The following is a 19,132-nucleotide window of genomic DNA, read 5'->3' as shown; positions in this document are numbered from 1 at the left end:
TGCCGGATTCATAGAATAAAACCGTTTGTGGCAAACTGTAAACTTGTTCGAAGCCTGAACAAATCTCTGTTCGCGCCGTGCGAATACAAATTCGCAGCCTGCGGTCAACACGAAGAGGTCATAGTGCCAATGTGTGATTTATGAATGTCATGGTCTTGCGGGCTGCTTGAAAGCACGTTAAAAACACTCTGTATGGAAAGCATAAAATAGAATGAAGCGGATTATCCAAGAATAGTTTTAGTTGACAGCAATCATACGACATCTTGATTATTGCAATCTAAAAATGATAGATGGTACTTTTATTGTATTTTTATTTTTGTTTAAAACAACGTCTGTAAATCAAACGATTATCTTGTATTAATGCGCATATTAGTCAAATGCTTTCAATGAAAAATGCGCAGTAGATACCAATTATTGCGTATCAGATGCAAACATTGATAGGGGCTATAGGCTACCTTTGCCAACAGAAAAACCGATGTTTTACTCAACCGTTATTCAGAATATGGATAAAAAGAAAAAACCATTACTGACATACGAACAAGTGGTAGATATAATTGACGAGCGCATTTCATGTGATGAAGACGATGCATGTGATGAGCGTATAGTACGGGTTGAAAAAGCAGCGGAGGAACTTGAACATAAGAATATGAGAAGAAAGTGGAGCAGGAGGTTGCGCCTATGCCTACGACAGTTTTGGAAAATATTCTTCAGGAATCGTTCTCAACAATAAGATAGGTTATAGGCGAAAGCTAAAAAGAACCTCTATTAAATAAAAAAGCGAACTATAATTTTAGGTATTAGATATTCGCAATGATGTATAGCACATCTTGCTTTTTAGGAAGCCTGTGAAGGTGAACATTTTTTCTTGAGGGAGATGTCCTTATAACGTTTTGTTTTGTTTGAGTTATATACTAAGGCTCCATCTCCCTCTTTATTTTTTCGTAAGGGAAGTAGAAAGTGAAATTGAAATATAACTTGGTGAGCTAGACTAGACATTCGGTATAACGTTAACAGAGAGTTCTTTTATTCTAATTCTCTCGATAAGGGCATAAGCTCTGTGAATGAAGGTCTGCCGCTGCGGCAACATCAGTGGTAGATTCTTCAATTCAAATGTTCTCAAAGGTATTGATTGAATGGAGCCTGTTTAATATTGTCCGGCACTCTCTTGATGAAATATAAAGAAACTCCGATTAAATAGAAGAAACTATTAAACAGGCTCTCAATCAAAAAAACAGCTTTTTCTTCGTGTAAGAAAAGCATATCTTTATTCTGAAGAGTAAACAGTCATAAGACTTCAAGATATTCCTGATTGTGAAATCAGATTTTTAATGAAAACTGGTGTTGGGTTCTCTCCTTCAGTAACATTTCTCAACTTTGAGCAATGGCTCTGGAGGAGAGATTATATTTTAGGTATTAGGAATAGAGCGAATTCCGGATATAAAGCTTCGTATCACAGGAAACATCTCTTCTGCTGATTTTAACCCGCTGCAAGCAGCCTCCAAAGGACATTGCCCTGTACCCATTCGGTTTATAATATGCGGCACTTCTTCTGCAAAAGCCACATCTATATCTGCTTTGCGCAACAGCCCCAATGCCGGGCTACTGATGACATCGGCATAAACTTTTTTGATTCCTCCCAATACTATCAGAGCAGCCGCCCCTTTTCCTATTATCTTGTCGGCAATGGCAGCCCCACGCATAAATGCAGGGTCTGCCTGATACAAATCGTATAAATCCATCACCCCTCGTCGGGTAAAGGTGCGAATTTCCTTATCATTTCTCATCACACAAGAGTATCCTCCTTTATGAAGCATGTCGATGGTGCATTCCATCTTACAGCGTTTCTTGTTTCAAATGTTCTACAAACCTGTCTATGCGATGTAACTCCTTGGGAATGTCAATTGTTTGCGGACAATGAGGGGTGCACTGATTGCAACCAATGCAATGGTTGGCCTGCCTCAGTTTGGGTACACTACGGTCGTAGCCCACAAGAAATGCCCGGCGTGCTTGCCGATAGTTTTCGTCCTGACTGCTTTCGGGTATATTTCCTTCGTTGACGCATTTGTTATAATGAAGCAGTACTGCCGGAATGTCGATGCCATACGGACAAGGCATACAATACTTGCAGTCATTGCAGGTTATGGTTGGATATTCCATCATCAAGTCTGCCGTATCATACAGAAATTGGGTTTCTTCGTCAGTCAGCGACACCAATGGCGAGTAGGTGCGTATATTATCTTGCAGATGCTCCATATAGGTCATCCCGCTCAACACCGTAAGCACATCTTCAGGCGAACCGGCATAACGGAACGCCCAAGAAGCCACACTGTTGTCCGGTTCGCGTTGCTTCAGCCGTGCCACAATGTGATCGGGCACTTTGGAAAGCCGTCCTCCCAATAGAGGTTCCATTACGACAGCCGGGATATTGCGTTTAGCCAATTCGTTATAAAGGTATTCGGCCTTGAAATTGCTGCCCGAAGCATGTTTCCAGTCTATATAATTCAACTGGATTTGCACAAAATCCCAATGCACCTCTCCACGGTCGTGCATTTGCAAAGCATAGTCATACGCCTTGATATCTCCATGAAACGACCACCCCAAACGACGGATGCGTCCTGCTTCACGCTCTTTGACAAGAAAATCAATCATGCCGTTGTCAATATAGCGTTTTTTGAATTGTTCCATTCCACCACCGCCAATCATGTGCAGCAAGTAATAGTCGATATAATCCACCTGCAATTCTTTGAACGACTTGCGATACATGGCAATAGAGTTCTCGCGGCTCCAAGTGTCGGGATGAAAATTGGAGAGTTTGGTTGCTATATAGAAAGACTCCCGCGGATGACGTTTCAATGCAATTCCCGTAGACTTTTCGCTCCATCCCTGTACATATACCGGAGATGTATCAAAATAATTCACACCATGGGCAATGGCATAATCCACCAGTTCATTAACAGCATCCTGATCTATCATATCACCCTTACCGTCCGAAGCTGGAACGGTGGGCCAACGCATGCATCCATATCCCAAGATGGAAACTTTGTCATCTCCCAAGCCCGAGAAGCTTCGGTAGGTCATTTTATCCGTAGGGATGGGTCCCAATACTTTGTTGCTTTTATTACTTCCTTCTTCAGATTTGCAACCATAGAGAGCGGCGGTAGAGCTAACGGTCGTAATACCTACGATTTTCAGGAAATCACGACGATTCATATTTTTGTTCTGTTCTTCCATAACGATAAAAGTTCTAAAGATTATACAATCCGATGTCTTTCATGCCCTTCCACATAGATGGCTGTGAACGGACGGGCCGGACAAAGATTCTCGCATGCGCCACAACCAATACAGCGCTCGACATTAATCGCCGGTATTTTCGTGGAATTTCTGTCTTCCGCCACATTCGGCACCATTTGTATAGCTCCCACGGGGCAATGACGGGCACAATTGCCACACTCCACACCATCCGTCAGCGGGATGCAGTTTCTCTTCACCCATACGGCATGGCCTATCTGAACAGACGATTTATCAACCCTGCTAATGGGTAATATAGCCCCTGCCGGACAAACTTCAGAGCACTTCACGCACTCCGGCCTACAATAACCACGTTCATACGACATCTCCGGCTGCATCAACTTCATCAAGTCAGTAGAAGGACGAAGAACTTGATTGGGACAGACTGATACGCAGAGTTGGCAGGCCGTACAATGCTGCGCCATATTATGTGCACTCAACGCCCCCGGAGGAGTGATGGGCGTATTGCGATGGGGAATTGCTTTATCTTCAATTGTAGCCAGTCCGCCATCAACTTTCTTCTCCTGAGCTTTTACGAGAGAGGTGGCGGCAACCAAAGCTGTAGCCGTGAAGAAGCTGCGACGAGTATTATCCATATTATTATCTGAAGATATATTCGTGGCAGAAGAAGCTGCCGTTACAATGCTTTCTCCTTTTTGACTCCCGGCTGCATGATAGCTGCCTATGGGGTGATACTTATAAGAGATAGCACCGTGATTGCATGTTCCGATGCAATCCATACACGTCACGCAACGGCTGTTGTCTATGCGATATGATTTAAAATCAATGCATGCAGCCTTGCAACGACGGGAACATAGACTACACTTGTTACATTTCTCCGGATCTATCGTGATACGAAAAAGAGAATATCGTGAAATAAATCCCAAGACGGTGCCCACAGGACAGATTGTATTACAATAGGTTCTCCCGTTGCGCACGGCCAAAATGATGAGTAAAACGAAAGTTGCAACGGCAATGAGCAATGTAGGCAAACTCTTTATCCAGACCTCTGTTTCATAAAAGGCATAGCTGTCTGCACGCTCGGCCAAGTAAGCTAATCCGTTATTAGCCCATTGCCATATCGGTTGGAACAGGTTATTGGCTATGCGTCCATACGAACTGTAAGGTGCAAGTAAGGCAACGAACGAGCCAACACCGGCAATCAATGCAATTACAAACACTCCCAGTACACCGTAGCGCAACCATGACAAGGCGGGCGAGTAAGAGTAGGGGAGTTTTCTGCGTTTCGGGATTCTTCGTCCCAGCCATGCCATGACGTCCTGAAGGACACCCTAAGGACAAATGACGGAGCAATAAATACGTCCGCATACCAATGTGAGGATAACGAGCAACAGTATCACTCCCACGTTTAACGCCAATACGGCGGGGAGGAACTGAATTTTGGCCAGCCATCCGAACCACCCGTGCAATGTCCCTGTAAAGTCGAGGAACAATAAGGTGATAAGTGCAAAGAAAATCAATGCAAGAGTTAGTCTAATCTTCCGTAACATGATATTTTGATTTTAGGGTTTCTACAAGGGTATCAATAACCGGCGGTGAGCCATGTCTTAAATTCTGCTGCTTTATTTTTACTGATATAAATTCGTTCAGGCACTTCTGTATCAAGAGTGACAAGCAAGCGATTATCAAACCAGATTGTTATATTGACCACATTGTCTCGTCTGATTATAAATTGCTTGTTGGCACGAAAAAAGTTATTGGAATCAAGTGTTGTCATTATTTGATCCAATGTTTTGGAATAAGGATAATGAGTACCGTTTTTCAAATATATAAAAGAATTCTTATCGGCAGTATAAAAGAATGCAATATCGCTGAAACCTATCGGAATCAATTTATCTTTATAAGGTATCAGCATCTTGCTTTTATGCATTGAAGAGGGAGCAAGTTGCAGCAACTGCGATAAATAATGGCTAACATCAGTGTGGCTTAGTCTCTTGAACTTATCAATGGCGTGTTTCACTTCGCAGACTTTGATAGGCTTCAGCAAATAATCTATACTATTCACTTTAAAGGCCTCAATGGCATACTGGTCATAAGCCGTAGTAAATATAATGGGAGTTTCCACCTCCATTTTATCAAATATGGCAAAGGCTGAATCATCGGAAAGATGTATATCCATAAATATTAAATCGGGAGCAATTCCGGTTTTTAACCAATTGATGGTCTGCACCACACTTTCCGTATTGCCCACAACTTCAATATCCGGATCTATTTCACGCAGAATTTCCCTCAGATTTTCATACGATGATGTCTCATCCTCAACAATCAATACTTTCATTGCCACTTCATTTTAGAGGTAGATAAACAGTAAACCTTTTCTCTGTCATTTCAACCCTGATTTTTCGATTGGTCAACAATAGGAATCTGTTTTCCAGGTTTTTCAAACCGGTGCCGTTTGTCAATGGAACGGACAGTTTGGGATGTATCGGGTTAGAAACAATCAATTCGTCGCACTCATTCATAAATATGGAGATTTCCATTTTATGATCCGCATCTATTTTATTATGTACTATTACATTATCTACCAGTGGGAGCAAGGAAAGGACCGGCAAGGTCAAGGAATCTTTCGCAGCATTATCTATGTCGATTAAAAAAACGAGTTTATTGGCAAAACGTACTTCGGCGACAAATTGAAAGGCTTCAATAAATTCCAGTTCTTCGCGAAGAGAGACCACTCCTTTACGGTCGCTCTGCAAAATATACCGGAACATGTCCGACAGCTGGTCTACATATTCCAGTGTTTTTTTATCGTCCTTTTTACGGATCAATGATGAGATTCCACTGAGTGAATTGAAAAAGAAGTGAGGATTGATCTGATTAGTCAAAGCGTCACAACGGCTTTGCAGATTCTCCGTGCGCAAGCGTTCTATCTCTATTTCCTTTTCCTGCTGGGTTTTGTATAGCATAATGATATGTCCCAACAAAGTGGATATACAACAAACCACAAAGAATTGAAAGATGAGTATGCTTCCTATCGCATCGCGTGCCCCACAAAATTTAAAATTCAACGAGATAGGAACAAAAATGACATAGGCTGCCACTGCAATCATGAAATTGTAGAAAAACCTACGTTTGAGTTGATATAACGTGGCCTTGCGTAAATTGAAACGAAGTAATAAAGTGAATAAACCGGCGATATAAAGATAGCGGAAGATAAAAAACAAGCTGAAAACGATCCGATGACTTTGTGCAGCAGGAGAGTAAAATTCCCATGGCAGACATATTACGTTGGGATAGATAATGAGCATAGCCCCTATCAATCCGATAAGTAAAATCCTCCGGGAAATGTGTGCTGCGAATGAATTCATGGAATAACTGATAGTTCTTCATGCAAATGTACACAAAAAAAGGAGGAAGCTATGATTCGGTGGGAATTAAAACGAAAGAAAAGAGGATAAAAGCGAATTTACTCAATCGTTGTACACCCTCAGGGATTCGAACCCTGGACCCACTGATTAAGAGTCAGTTGCTCTACCAACTGAGCTAAGAGTGCATTCTGTTTTTTCTAATTTTGCGGGTGCAAAAGTAGTCTTTTGAATTTATTTAGCCAAACAAATGTTTATGTTTTTGCGAAAGGAGGGTGGTTTTTACTCAAATTCATACAAATCGGAAGGTGTTGTACGTTTCAATGCACAAAGATGTACGTCTTTTCCTACAACAATTCCTTTTTCTTTTAACTTCCACTCCACTGTTTTGTATGCCAATTCCGGATGATTATTGTCCTTACTCAAATGACAAAGCCAAATGTATTGCAAATGTCCCGTCATGTTTTCCGAAATAAATTCGGCGGTAGCTATGTTGCTCATGTGTCCGGTACGGCTGGTTATACGCTCCTTTAGATAGGGAGGATAACTGCCCATGCGCAACATCTCATCATCATAATTGGCTTCCAGTATGAGATAATTGGCCTTTTTAATATATTCCGCCGCAGTAGGAGTGATTTCGCCAAGGTCGGTGAGGAATGAAAACACCTTACCGTCTATTTGGATGCAATAGCCCACATTGTCCGTGCCGTCATGAGGCACTTCGAAAGACTCGATGGTAAAATCTTCTAATTGCATGGGTTGCTGTTTCTCCAAGTTACGGGCAGACGAATGTAGTTTTTCCGTCATGCAATAGCTCCGGTTGATGCCTTCATGAATCCGTGCAGTAGTATAAATGGGTATATTCAATTTTTCGCCCAATCCGCCTACCGCCTTAATATGATCGGCATGGTCGTGTGTGACGAATACGGCACGTACCATATCCATACTGATGCCGGCTTCTTTCAGCCCTTTCTTAATGGTTCGTACTGCAATACCTGCATCAATGAGTATTCCGTATTTTTCTGTTCCTATATAATAGCAGTTGCCGCTACTTCCGCTGGCAAGGCTTATGAATTTTATTTTCATTTTTATCTCCTTAATTGCAAAAATAGAGAGTTATCTCAGAAAAGTCGCTCTGAACTCATCTTTGCTTTGAGGGAACAAATATACGAAAACTATGCGATATGGAATTTATGCTTTCTTCTTTTTGTCAATGAATTCTGTGGTTTTGGCAAAAACAGACAGTGCAACCGCGGCAACCAGTCCGATGCCGGCAAAGTAATACCAGATATAATGCGCATTAGTGCTGGCGGCCTCCCACGCTTCGCGTGTTTCAAATAAAACCGGGTCGGGACAGTATTTTGTCAGAAGCACACCGGCTATACCGAATCCGAAAATGGATGACAAGAACGAGTGGAGATGGCTGAAGCCGAGATACATGCCCTCCTCTCCCTTAGGAGCTTGCAAAGAGAAATATTCGAGATAGCGGGGGGAGATGAAGCATTCTGCCAGAGCCTGCACCACGATGCCGAGTACCATCATCAGCGTGATGTTGCTCATGCCACCGATCACCTCATTACCCAATAGATTGCCACATGCCATCAGCAATGCCGAGATGGGAATCAGAAACATGCCTATATTCATGGATAAGATGGCCGAACGTTTTGCCATCAGCCGGGTGATGAAGCTTACGCAGCAGACCACGACAAACGGATTCACATTGGCTATCCATCCCGGCTTGGCGGTTTCGCCTGCCATGCGAATCACGTATTTGGGCATGGTGGCATACAATTGCTGCTGTACCATCCAGAAGCCCGTGACGATAAGAATAAGAATCAGCAAACGCCAGTTAGTGATGATGCGCATAAATCCCCGGCCTATTTCGCGCATACTCTTTCCTTCGCCGGCCGTATGTGCCGATTTATACAATAAGATGACGGACAATAAAGCCAGAATTGTCATTGCAGCCGAGAAATAATTGATATAGATATAGGCTTGCTCGCCAATGAGATTCCGCAATGGGTCGACAACGGTTTTTCCGGTGAAGGCTCCTATGTTGACCATCATATAGAAAATGGAATATCCCCGTGCCCGGGTAGCTTCTGTTGTTTCTTTGGCTACCGACCCTGATATGATGGATTTGATAAATGAGCCTCCTACCATGATAACAAACAAAATGGGAACAATCATCCACTTGTCGTTACTCTCCGGTAATCCGGAGAAACGAGTCACCTCACCATATTCCACCAATCCGGCAGCTTCCAGCAGAGTAGGGAGCAAGCCCAGTCCCAAATATCCTACGGAAAGCAACGAAAAAGCTATAAGCATCGATTTTCTGAAACCTATTTTATCGGCATATGCTCCGGAAAAGATTGGTAATAAATAGAGGCCGCCCGAAAACAAACCAGAAATCATACTCGCTTCAAAATCATTGAAACCTAAAATGCTGGAAAGATAAATGGTGAGAACAATAAATACGGCATAATATGCCATACGTTCAAAAAGCTCGACTGTGGTACTTACCCAAAAGGCTTTACTGAAGCCTTTGGAGGTGGCTTGAGGTGATTGCATCATCCTAATGTATATTTTGTTGGGTTGATAAAAAAATAAACGCAAAAATACATTTTTAGAATAAAAGAAGCAAATCCCTCTTATTCTTACCGATTGATTATTTATGGCAAGGCTATTAATCAGAAGAGGAGCGGGGCTTGGATGCAAAAGTTACCGGAAAAGGAAGCGTTTGGTAACTTACTGAAAATAGGTGTTTTACACTTATACAAGTGTGAGCTTGCGCTTGTACAAGTGAAAGCTTGCAGTTGTACAACCGTAACCCCACACTTCAGCAAGCGTCCGCCCACACTTCAGAAGCTGTAATCCCACACTTCAGGAACGATATGGTGTGGGCTTACGGGTGCTTTGCCCGGCGGTTATGATTGGCCCACTGTCAGAATCGGAAGAAGTTCTTAGCGTTATGATAGCTGATATCTTCAATCATCTGATTTACACGTTCCATTTCGGATGCGGGAATTTCACCGTTTTCCACGTCACGTCCCACAAGGTTGCACAATGTACGACGGAAGTATTCATGACGAGGATAGGAGAGGAAAGAGCGGGAATCGGTCAGCATACCCACAAAACGGCTCAGTAATCCCAACACGGAAAGCGCGTTCATCTGTTTCTCCATACCGTCTTTCTGGTCGAGGAACCACCAACCGGAGCCGAACTGTATCTTACCGGCAACCGTTCCATCCTGAAAGTTACCCAACATAGTAGCAATCACCTCATTAGCGCATGGATTCAGGTTATAGAGGATGGTCTTTGTAAGCTTTCCTTCCGAGTTCAGACGGTCGAGGAACTTAGCCATTGCCTTCGCCGTAGTAAATTCGCCGATGGAATCAAAGCCTGTATCAGGCCCCAACAATTTAAACATCTTGCTGTTGTTGTTGCGGATGGCTCCATAATGGAACTGTTGCGTCCAGCCCTTTTCCCAATCCATCTCTCCAAACACTACCAACATGGCCGACTTGAATTTCAAGACCTCTTCTATGGTCAGCATCTTACCGCCATATACTTTATTGAATATCGCTTTGATTTCCGCATCTGTATAATCTTCGGCATAGAACTCCTCGATGCCATGATCGGACAATTTGCAACCTTGTTCGGCAAAGAAGTCATGACGCTTACGCAAAGCGGCAATCATGTCGTCAAACCCCGAAATGGTAACACCGCTCACCTCTGCCAGCTTTTCTACGTAAGCGCGAAAGTCGGCAGGACTTTCCACTGCCATAGCCTTGTCGGGACGCCAAGTAGGCAACATCTTGATCTCAAAACCGCTTTTGCGGGTCTTGATGTGATACTCCAAAGAATCAACCGGATCATCGGTCGTGCAAACTACTTCCACATGATAACGCCGCATCATGCCGCGTGCCGAATATTCCGGCTGCTTCAGTTTCTCGTTGCACTCCTCATAGATTTCACGGGCGGTTTTAGGATTCAGAATCTTGTCAATGCCAAAAGCTGTTTTCAGTTCAAGATGAGTCCAATGGTACAACGGGTTGCGGAAAGTGTAGGGTACGGTTTCCGCCCATTTCTCGAATTTCTCCCAATCGGTGGTGTCTTTGCCCGTACAGAAACGTTCATCTACGCCATTGGTACGCATGGCACGCCATTTATAATGGTCTCCACCCAACCAGATTTCCGTCAAGGACTTAAACTGATAGTCATCTGCCACCATTTGAGGAATCAAGTGGCAGTGATAGTCGATAATCGGCATTTTAGCCGCATGCTCATGATATAACTTCTGCGCAGTTTCTGTTTGCAACAAGAAGTTCTCATCCATAAAGTTCTTCATCTTTCTGTGTTTTAAATATCTAAAAATATTACTTGACTGACATAATACGCATATAGCATTGATTGTAAGGCATATAAGACTGATTACCCTTTTTATTTTTATTAACCGTTATCGAACACAAAAGTAGAATTTTTACTTGGAGAAACAAAATAATTCGTATCTTTGCGGCAAATATTTATAATATTTAAGTATTAAACGTCACACCTTTATCGACTCAGGAATACACCTTAAAAATGGAAAATAAAATCTATACCATTAAAGACATCGCACGTATGGCAGGCGTCTCTGCCGGAACCGTGGATCGCGTATTGCACAATCGCGGAGACGTATCCCATGCCAGTATGGAGAAGGTTCAGAAAGTACTCGATGAGATAGACTATCAACCTAACGTGTTTGCCATTGGGCTGGCTGCCAAGAAGCGCTATCGCATTGTTTGCATTATACCTTATTATATAGAGCACGATTATTGGCATGCCGTAGCTCAAGGGGTGGGGCGTGCTGCGCAAGAACTCCATCTTATTAATGTAGGGGTGGATTATTTATACTATTCGCATGCCGACAAGCAGTCATACGAAGAAGCGTGCCGGCTTCTCCAACAAGAATCGGCCGATGCGGTATTGATTGCACCGAACTTCGAGGAAGAGACATTGAAGCTTACATCTTATCTGGAAAAGAACGATATTCCATATGTATTTGTCGATTTCAACATTGAGCACACACATGCCTTATGCTATATCGGGCAAGATTCCAGAACCAGCGGATACATTGCTGCCAAAATCCTGATGAGCAGCTACGAAGCAGGGCAGGAGCTTGTGCTTTTCCTCAACAACCAGAAGAACAATCCGGCCGAGATACAGATGCAGCGCCGCTTGGAAGGATTCATGCAATATCTTGCCGAGAGACATTACAACCTGCCCATTCACGACATCGTTCTGCACAAAGAAGACGCAGATACCAATCTGCAAATATTAGACGCGTTCTTTAATGAACACCCAAAGGCTGTTTTAGGAGTGGTATTCAATTCCCGCGTATATCAAGTGGCGCACTATTTGCAGCAGAAAGGGCAGAAGTTGAAGAATCTGTTAGGTTACGACCTTCTGCAAAAGAACGTGGAATACCTGAGAACAGGCGAAGTGAACTATCTCATCGGCCAACGTCCCGGCCTGCAAGGTTATTGCGGCGTAAAAGCCTTGTGTAATCATATTGTCTTCAAGAAAACGGTCACAGCCGTGAAATACATGCCTATTGATGTGATGATGAAAGAAAACATTGATTTTTATTTTGAGTTCGAGTAATGCCAGTCTTTTCTTCAATGACAAGTAACATAAATAACCATATCAATCATTTAAACCATTTTTTTGAAATGAAAGCATTAAACAGAGAAACAGTTACCAAAGTACAACGTCCGGAACGCATCATCCAGTTTGGTGAAGGAAACTTCCTGCGTGCGTTTGTGGATTGGATTATCTACAACATGAATCAAAAGACAGATTTTGATAGCAGCGTAGTAGTAGTGCAACCCATCGACAAAGGTATGGTGGATATGCTGAATGCGCAAGATAATCTTTATCATGTCAACCTGCAAGGCCTGGACAAAGGCGAAACAGTCAACAGTCTGACTTTGATTGACGTAATCAGCCGCGCATTGAATCCTTATACACAAAACGAGGAGTTCCTAAAATTGGCAGAGCAGCCGGAAATGCGCTTTGTTATCTCCAACACTACGGAAGCCGGTATTGCCTTCGATCCCTCGTGCAAACTTACCGATGCCCCCGCTGCTTCCTATCCGGGCAAGCTGACACAATTGCTGTATCATCGTTTCAAAACATTCAATGGCGACAAGAGCAAGGGACTTATCATCTTCCCCTGCGAACTGATATTCCTGAACGGGCACAAACTGAAAGAGACGATTTATCAATACATCGAATTATGGCAGTTGGGCAACGAGTTCAAAGCCTGGTTCGAAGAGGCTTGTGGTGTGTATGCTACATTGGTCGACCGCATTGTACCGGGATTTCCCCGTAAAGATATTGCCGCCATTAAAGAAAAACTGCAATACGACGACAACCTCGTGGTTCAGGCTGAGATTTTCCATTTGTGGGTAATTGAAGCGCCGCAAGAAGTGGCAAAAGAGTTCCCCGCAGACAAGGCCGGACTGAACGTGCTGTTTGTTCCATCCGAAGAACCTTACCACGAAAGAAAGGTAACACTGCTGAATGGTCCTCACACTGTTCTGTCTCCGGTATCCTACCTATCCGGAATCAATATCGTTCGTGACGCTTGCCAACATCCGGTAATCGGTAAATACATCAATAAAGTGATGTTCGACGAATTAATGGAAACATTAAACTTGCCTAAAAACGAGCTGAAGAAGTTTGCCGAAGACGTATTGGAGCGTTTCAATAATCCGTTTGTCGATCATGTCGTAACCAGTATCATGCTGAATTCATTTCCCAAATACCAGACTCGAGATCTTCCGGGATTGAAGACCTATTTGCAACGCAAAGGCGAACTGCCCAAAGGATTGGTGCTCGGCCTTGCAGCCATCATTACATATTACAAAGGTGGTGTTCGCGAAGACGGTGCTGAAATCGTTCCAAACGATGCTCCGGAAATCATAGAACTTCTGAAAGATTTATGGGCAACCGGCGATACCCAAAAAGTAACAGAAGGGGTATTGGGTGCAACATTTATTTGGGGAGAAAACCTGAATTCCATTCCCGGACTTAGCACAGCTGTGAAAGCTAACTTGGACTCGATTCTATCTAAGGGAATGCTGGAAACAGTGAAAGGTATCCTTTAAAAATAAGTAGCCCCAAGAGTCATGAGGCCCTTGGGGTTACCTATTTCTATTCTGCCGTACGCAGAATAAATGTGGTGGCGCCAATAGTTACAATTGCTCCATCCTTAATGCGGACACGATCTTTGTCACCTAAAAGTTCATTGTTCAGGAAAGTCCCTGTCAGGCTGGGAGCATCGCGCAGTATATATACCAGTCCGCCTTGCTTGCCGCGTTTTACATTGATAATGCAATGCCTGCGATCCATGCTCATGTCCGAGCTTTCTATAGGCGCATGAATTACTGTTCCCACACAACGACGCCCTATCACATTATCCCCCTCCTTGAGAGGTAGTACCTGTTTGAATCCGAATACATTTTCTATAACCGTAATGCTACCGAAAGCATTTTTGTATTCTTCTTCATTGGGTAGCTCCTCTTTTTGAGGAGCTTGCATTTTTGTCTTGCCTAAGCGAATGCTGAATTGCTTTTTACATTGCTCGCAAACAAAGACCAATGACTGGCCTTCGCTATACTTTGTTTCATCGAACGTTAAATAACTCTCACATTTAGGACAACGGATTCGTTTCATTGATTATCAAAATATTATAATTGATATGGAGAGGTATACTCTTATTTCTTCAGTACCCACGCATTCTGATAAGCTTCATGCTTACGAATTTCATTTAAAGCCTGATAAGCTTCTGTTTCAGTACTGCACGACTGAATGCAGACACGCATCTTTCCGTCGCCAATAATGGCTTTTGCGCCAGAGAAGCCTTTTTGTATCAGGCGCTCTGCCATCAGATGTGCATCGTTTTCTGTTCCCACACTTGCAACAATGATATGATAGGGTAGGGTAGGAGAAACGGGATTGACACCCTCTGGAACATCCACTTTCATCGTAGCGGCTATTGTCGGACGAGGAACATTTGCTACGACTTTGGGCTTTACGGGCGCAACAGAAGCCGCCGGATTCTTTTTGTTTTCTGCTATCTTCGAAACGACAACCGGAGTAAAAGCCAGAGATTGCTTTTCTATCTTCTCAAAAAGCTCCTCAGGAAGTAGCTGCGCATAGTTTCCTTCTAACACTTCCGTGTTTTCCAGTGGAGTGGATAGCAGGAAGAATAGAACAATGACCGCTATCATAGCTACAGCATTCGACAAGTATGAACGGTTAACCTTGATTTCAAAGTTCTTTTTCTTATTCTTCTCTATTGTAGGAATCATTGGGATAATCTTCCCTCCGGTAAATTGCGTCAAAACAGATAGTTCTTTCATTTCAAAACTATCCAAGCCATACAAATAAGGGCTGGTGATTTTATCATCGTAAGGGATAAATTCATATGTGCCATGAATAGAATAACGAAGTTCTCCTACATTAGACAAACCCACTTTTCCTTCTTCATGAAGAGTAGCAAAAATCCCCTCCACTTTTCTTTCGATCATTCGGGTAGCATCTGCAAAACTGGTGTTATAAACAGCCATATAAGATTGCACCAACACTCCATCATTCATCTTCAGTTGAGGATTGAAACCGATGATGCGGGTAGGGGGTAGGAAGAGATTCTCTTCTTCAATTCGTGTTGCTGAGGTATAGTGAGCAACAAAGCCGCCTAATCCAGGAACAATGACACAATCATTTTCCAATAATAACGCTTCTATATGTTGTGACAACTCAATCATGCAACAAAAATAACTGAAATATCGGATATAAACCAGTTCCCGGCGTTTTTTCTTATCAACAATTTATAAACAATACCCCCTCTTACCTGCCACATATAGTATAGGAAAAGCTTTTTCAAGCCAGACGAGAAAGAATCAGTTTTTTTTTATACATTTGCAATGTTTTATATACCTTTCCAATGTAGAAAGATAGAAGCTTAGTGTTCTATAAATCAGAACCAGACCAAGCTATAATATAGAATAAAAAAGAAAATACATAAATCATTTTGAAAGAATGAACTACATACAGACAGAGATTGATGGTGTATGGCTGATTGAACCAAAAGTTTTTCATGATACACGCGGATATTTCATGGAGGCATTTAAAGAAGAAGAGTTTCGTATCCATATAGGAGATGTTCACTTTATTCAGGACAATGAATCTAAATCGTCTTTCGGAGTATTGCGTGGTTTGCATTATCAAAAAGCAGAATATAGTCAGGCCAAGCTGGTACGCGTTCTGAGTGGAAAGGTTTTGGATGTCGCTGTCGACTTAAGGAAATCATCTTCTACATTCGGAAAACACGTCAGCATGGAGTTAAGTGAAGAAAACAAACGACAGTTTTTCATCCCGAGGGGCTTTGCACATGGTTTTTTGGTACTGAGCGATGAAGCTGTTTTTACTTATAAAGTAGACAATGCCTATACCCCTCAATCCGAAGCATCTATTCGCTATAATGACGAAACGATCGGCATTGAATGGCCCATTGATGAAGAGTTACTCATATTATCAGAAAAAGACAGACATGCCGTATCATTCAAAGATGCGGTTTATTATAAATAAACTATGAAAATAGCCATCGTTGGTACAGGGTACGTCGGTTTAGTGACCGGCACCTGTTTTGCAGAAATTGGTGTCAATGTGATTTGCGTAGACACTAACAGTGAAAAAATAAAAGCACTGGAAAAAGGCATTATCCCCATCTACGAAAATGGACTGGAGGAAATGGTAAACCGTAATGTGAAGGCAGGTCGCCTGCAATTCACAACTTCTTTAGAGAGTTGTCTAAACGAAGTGGACGTTGTATTTAGTGCCGTAGGAACACCTCCCGATGAGGATGGTAGTGCTGACCTGAGTTATGTATTGGAAGTTGCTCGCACTATTGGACGAAATATGCAGAAGTATGTATTGGTGGTCACAAAAAGTACCGTACCTGTAGGTACTGCTCAGAAAGTGCGTGCAGCCATTCAGGCTGAGTTGGACAAGAGAGGATCAGACCTTGAATTTGATGTGGCTTCAAATCCGGAATTTTTGAAGGAAGGCAATGCTATCAATGATTTTATGAGTCCTGACCGTGTAGTAGTGGGAGTGGAATCGGAACGTGCAAAGGTGATAATGAGTAAACTTTACAAACCTTTCTTGCTAAATAATTTCCGTGTCATTTTTATGGATATACCTTCTGCCGAGATGACCAAATATGCCGCTAATTCCATGTTGGCCACTCGTATCAGCTTCATGAATGACATTGCCAATTTGTGCGAATTGGTAGGAGCAGATGTCAATATGGTACGTAGTGGTATAGGCTCTGATACTCGTATCGGACGTAAGTTCCTATATCCGGGCATCGGCTATGGTGGCTCTTGTTTTCCAAAAGACGTAAAGGCTTTGATAAAGACTGCCGAACTGAATGGGTATAAAATGAGGGTACTTCGAGCAGTAGAGGAAGTCAACGAAAACCAAAAAAACATCTTGTTTGAGAAACTCCAGAAGCATTTCAATAACAACCTGAAAGGAAAAACCATTGCTCTTTGGGGATTATCGTTTAAACCGGAAACAGATGATATGCGTGAAGCGCCGGCTTTGGTCTTGATCGACAAGCTATCGAAAGCCGGATGCAGCATACGGGCATACGATCCCGCTGCCATCAATGAATGCCGTCGCCGCATCGGTGATAGCGTATATTATGCAACAGATATGTATGATGCCACATTGGATGCAGACGCATTGATGCTGATTACCGAATGGAACGAGTTTCGTTTACCATCATGGGCGGTCATCAAGAAAGCTATGAAGCAGTTGCTAATACTGGATGGCCGTAATATTTATGACAAAAAAGAACTGGAAGAACAGGGCTTTACATATCACTGTATCGGCAAATAAGTTACAGGATATGATTATTGGAGTCGATGGAAATATAAAAATAAGAAAGGTGGAAATCACTCCGTCTTTCTTATTTTTATTTTACACAAAATTATGGATACTGCCTATCAAAGCTTAAAAACCACTACCGATATTCAGAATAAATATCTTGTAATGTGTAATAAAATCCCCAGCCACAATTCGATACGCTATCAATAAGCTTTTCAATCCGTTCGTAATAACAGGCTAACAATCCGTTGAGAAAGATAAAGCGCATAGCCTTGTTGAAATTTCCCTCCAGTGTTGTATAGAACTGTTCCCACATATCGCCAAATTCAAGTGTGTATTCGCATCCTTGTTCGATATAGAACAACATTAAATCGGCAACAGTGGTTGGCTCCGGTTTTAGTTTTTGAAAATCGGAAATGACTTTTCGACATTTGGCAAATGACGGCTTTTCGGAAAATCCACGAGTTGGGAAGAACTCGTTTCTGATAGCTTTCTTGCTCTTTTCTAATTCAGCGTTGCAATCTGGGGCAAGATAAAATTCCAGATAATCTTTTGCCTCTTTACGTGCATCGTATAGTTCAAGAACAATATCGGTTATCTGTTCTTTTGTAAGTGAAAACAAGTGTTTTTTTAGCTTTGCTTTTGACATAGATTGATTTTCAATAATTGTGTATTTTACATTCCTGCTAATTTCCAAACAATCCTTTTTCTTCCATATATGCTTCCAATTGATATGTTATTAATCCAGCTGTTTTCTATAAACTGAATCCAATGTGTTTCCATCTTTGTCTTTCCATATCAACCAGCCATTATTACTGCTACCAATACAGAAATCTGCAGCAGTACTGGGACTTGAAAAAGTTTTATCTGATGTCAATACCAATATTCCGTTCTCAGTAGAAGTGTAATCTTGAAGCATCTTTTCTCGTTTTTCTTTCCAGTTGAAAGACGGAACCATTGTTTTGGCAACAGTACTTCCTTTTAGGACTGTAAAGCCATCGGAACTATAGAAGCCTTTTGCATTGCATCCTCTACCTTTGGTGTAGAATAGATGTTCTTCTTTGGGTTGTGATACATCAAAAATATTGCAACCGATAAATGATGCCAGAAACTTCACATCTTCGAAAAATTCATCCATTGAGTCCTGTTGATGCTCTGGTAGATTCGGTGCTTTAGAGATTTGTTTATTATCGCTTAAAACAAAAGCGTTTGCTTTCTTGGCTTCGGCTATCGCTTTATGTTCTAGGTATTGCACATCAACTTTAGTCATATCGGCGTCTTTCGATACGAATATGAGTGCTTTTTGCCAAAACGCTTTTTTGCTGTCGTGGTCTTTTACACGTTCTTTGAAATTTTCCGTTTCACCTATATATGCCTGCGGTTTTGTTGATTCATCTTCCCCCAGTAATATATAGAATGCAGGTTTTTGTAACTTCTCTTGTGTATTCAAATAGGAGAGATTAGAACGTGGTACGACAAACATTTGGCAAATTTTGTTGCTAATGAATGCGTATTGAGTTCCTTTAGGATCTCCGTCAATTAAATATGTTGTTACAGTCTTTCCCATAAATATG

General features: G+C 42.2%; 15 protein-coding genes, 1 tRNA gene and 1 pseudogene. 4 read left to right on the top strand and 13 right to left on the bottom strand.

The window, feature by feature from the left end; all coding sequences use genetic code 11:
• Positions 1-1,406 precede the first annotated feature (1,406 nt).
• The 9 genes and pseudogenes from EV202_RS01945 to uxaC form a co-directional block, all read right to left on the bottom strand.
• Positions 1,407-1,832 carry a DUF1893 domain-containing protein gene (locus EV202_RS01945; protein WP_106068603.1) on the bottom strand — a complete coding sequence of 142 codons (426 nt, stop codon included), beginning with the start codon at positions 1,830-1,832 and terminating at the stop codon, positions 1,407-1,409.
• Position 1,833: 1 nt separating this feature from the next.
• Entirely contained in the window at positions 1,834-3,231 is a 1,398-nt protein-coding gene (locus EV202_RS01940; RefSeq protein ID WP_106068604.1) for an aldo/keto reductase, read from the bottom strand.
• 20 nt (positions 3,232-3,251) lie between these two features.
• Positions 3,252-4,799 (bottom strand): annotated as a pseudogene (locus EV202_RS01935) (4Fe-4S dicluster domain-containing protein).
• Positions 4,800-4,831: 32 nt separating this feature from the next.
• Entirely contained in the window at positions 4,832-5,587 is a 756-nt protein-coding gene (locus EV202_RS01930; RefSeq protein ID WP_106068605.1) for a LytR/AlgR family response regulator transcription factor, read from the bottom strand.
• 7 nt (positions 5,588-5,594) lie between these two features.
• Positions 5,595-6,617, bottom strand: a complete 1,023-nt coding sequence (locus tag EV202_RS01925) for a sensor histidine kinase (RefSeq protein WP_131925069.1) — start codon at positions 6,615-6,617, stop codon at positions 5,595-5,597.
• A gap of 112 nt (positions 6,618-6,729) precedes the next feature.
• Positions 6,730-6,802 (bottom strand) — tRNA-Lys (locus EV202_RS01920).
• A 94-nt stretch (positions 6,803-6,896) separates the two neighbouring features.
• On the bottom strand, positions 6,897-7,700 hold the full coding sequence (locus EV202_RS01915; RefSeq protein ID WP_106068607.1) for an MBL fold metallo-hydrolase: 804 nt from the start codon (positions 7,698-7,700) through the stop codon (positions 6,897-6,899).
• Between the two features lie 105 nt (positions 7,701-7,805).
• Positions 7,806-9,188, bottom strand: coding sequence for a peptide MFS transporter (locus EV202_RS01910; protein WP_131925066.1), 1,383 nt, complete (start codon positions 9,186-9,188; stop codon positions 7,806-7,808).
• A gap of 370 nt (positions 9,189-9,558) precedes the next feature.
• Positions 9,559-10,965 carry a glucuronate isomerase gene (gene uxaC, locus EV202_RS01905; protein WP_131925063.1) on the bottom strand — a complete coding sequence of 469 codons (1,407 nt, stop codon included), beginning with the start codon at positions 10,963-10,965 and terminating at the stop codon, positions 9,559-9,561.
• A gap of 233 nt (positions 10,966-11,198) precedes the next feature.
• Here uxaC and EV202_RS01900 point away from each other — a divergent pair, with 233 nt between their 5' ends.
• Together EV202_RS01900 and EV202_RS01895 are read left to right on the top strand one after the other, a co-directional pair.
• A complete protein-coding gene (locus EV202_RS01900; RefSeq protein ID WP_106068610.1) occupies positions 11,199-12,260 on the top strand; it encodes a LacI family DNA-binding transcriptional regulator in 1,062 nt (353 codons plus the stop codon).
• A gap of 68 nt (positions 12,261-12,328) precedes the next feature.
• Positions 12,329-13,768: a tagaturonate reductase gene (locus EV202_RS01895; RefSeq protein ID WP_131925060.1), complete on the top strand. Its 1,440-nt coding sequence runs from the start codon at positions 12,329-12,331 to the stop codon at positions 13,766-13,768.
• 46 nt (positions 13,769-13,814) lie between these two features.
• Here the strand turns inward: EV202_RS01895 and EV202_RS01890 are convergent, their stop codons facing one another.
• Together EV202_RS01890 and EV202_RS01885 are read right to left on the bottom strand one after the other, a co-directional pair.
• Complete coding sequence (locus tag EV202_RS01890; protein ID WP_131925057.1) at positions 13,815-14,336, bottom strand: FHA domain-containing protein; 522 nt, start codon at positions 14,334-14,336, stop codon at positions 13,815-13,817.
• Between the two features lie 41 nt (positions 14,337-14,377).
• Positions 14,378-15,430, bottom strand: a complete 1,053-nt coding sequence (locus tag EV202_RS01885; protein WP_106068613.1) for an HU domain-containing protein — start codon at positions 15,428-15,430, stop codon at positions 14,378-14,380.
• Positions 15,431-15,704: 274 nt separating this feature from the next.
• Here EV202_RS01885 and rfbC point away from each other — a divergent pair, with 274 nt between their 5' ends.
• Positions 15,705-16,253 (top strand): dTDP-4-dehydrorhamnose 3,5-epimerase, encoded by a 549-nt coding sequence (rfbC, locus tag EV202_RS01880; RefSeq protein WP_131925054.1) that lies wholly within the window; start codon positions 15,705-15,707, stop codon positions 16,251-16,253.
• 3 nt (positions 16,254-16,256) lie between these two features.
• Complete coding sequence (locus tag EV202_RS01875; RefSeq protein ID WP_131925051.1) at positions 16,257-17,570, top strand: UDP-glucose dehydrogenase family protein; 1,314 nt, start codon at positions 16,257-16,259, stop codon at positions 17,568-17,570.
• Positions 17,571-17,694: 124 nt separating this feature from the next.
• Here the strand turns inward: EV202_RS01875 and EV202_RS01870 are convergent, their stop codons facing one another.
• Together EV202_RS01870 and EV202_RS01865 are read right to left on the bottom strand one after the other, a co-directional pair.
• Positions 17,695-18,207 (bottom strand): DUF6155 family protein, encoded by a 513-nt coding sequence (locus EV202_RS01870; RefSeq protein ID WP_106068616.1) that lies wholly within the window; start codon positions 18,205-18,207, stop codon positions 17,695-17,697.
• 90 nt (positions 18,208-18,297) lie between these two features.
• Positions 18,298-19,125, bottom strand: coding sequence for a GIY-YIG nuclease family protein (locus EV202_RS01865; RefSeq protein ID WP_106068617.1), 828 nt, complete (start codon positions 19,123-19,125; stop codon positions 18,298-18,300).
• Between the last annotated feature and the right edge of the window lie 7 nt (positions 19,126-19,132).

Origin of the sequence: Prevotella heparinolytica, from assembly GCF_004342845.1 — a bacterium.
Classification (GTDB): Bacteria; Bacteroidota; Bacteroidia; order Bacteroidales; family Bacteroidaceae; genus Bacteroides; species Bacteroides heparinolyticus.
The sequence above is the reverse complement of the archived record's forward strand: the minus strand, read 5'-3'. Positions and strand labels throughout refer to the sequence as shown.

Bases quoted from the DNA above. Each gene is read 5' to 3' on its own strand.
- EV202_RS01945 (WP_106068603.1), bottom strand. From the start codon at position 1,832: ATGGAATGCACCATCGACATGCTTCATAAAGGAGGATACTCTTGTGTG.
- EV202_RS01940 (WP_106068604.1), bottom strand. From the start codon at position 3,231: ATGGAAGAACAGAACAAAAATATGAATCGTCGTGATTTCCTGAAAATC.
- EV202_RS01930 (WP_106068605.1), bottom strand. From the start codon at position 5,587: ATGAAAGTATTGATTGTTGAGGATGAGACATCATCGTATGAAAATCTG.
- EV202_RS01925 (WP_131925069.1), bottom strand. From the start codon at position 6,617: ATGAATTCATTCGCAGCACACATTTCCCGGAGGATTTTACTTATCGGA.
- EV202_RS01915 (WP_106068607.1), bottom strand. From the start codon at position 7,700: ATGAAAATAAAATTCATAAGCCTTGCCAGCGGAAGTAGCGGCAACTGC.
- EV202_RS01910 (WP_131925066.1), bottom strand. From the start codon at position 9,188: ATGATGCAATCACCTCAAGCCACCTCCAAAGGCTTCAGTAAAGCCTTT.
- uxaC (WP_131925063.1), bottom strand. From the start codon at position 10,965: ATGAAGAACTTTATGGATGAGAACTTCTTGTTGCAAACAGAAACTGCG.
- EV202_RS01900 (WP_106068610.1), top strand. From the start codon at position 11,199: ATGGAAAATAAAATCTATACCATTAAAGACATCGCACGTATGGCAGGC.
- EV202_RS01895 (WP_131925060.1), top strand. From the start codon at position 12,329: ATGAAAGCATTAAACAGAGAAACAGTTACCAAAGTACAACGTCCGGAA.
- EV202_RS01890 (WP_131925057.1), bottom strand. From the start codon at position 14,336: ATGAAACGAATCCGTTGTCCTAAATGTGAGAGTTATTTAACGTTCGAT.
- EV202_RS01885 (WP_106068613.1), bottom strand. From the start codon at position 15,430: ATGATTGAGTTGTCACAACATATAGAAGCGTTATTATTGGAAAATGAT.
- rfbC (WP_131925054.1), top strand. From the start codon at position 15,705: ATGAACTACATACAGACAGAGATTGATGGTGTATGGCTGATTGAACCA.
- EV202_RS01875 (WP_131925051.1), top strand. From the start codon at position 16,257: ATGAAAATAGCCATCGTTGGTACAGGGTACGTCGGTTTAGTGACCGGC.
- EV202_RS01870 (WP_106068616.1), bottom strand. From the start codon at position 18,207: ATGTCAAAAGCAAAGCTAAAAAAACACTTGTTTTCACTTACAAAAGAA.
- EV202_RS01865 (WP_106068617.1), bottom strand. From the start codon at position 19,125: ATGGGAAAGACTGTAACAACATATTTAATTGACGGAGATCCTAAAGGA.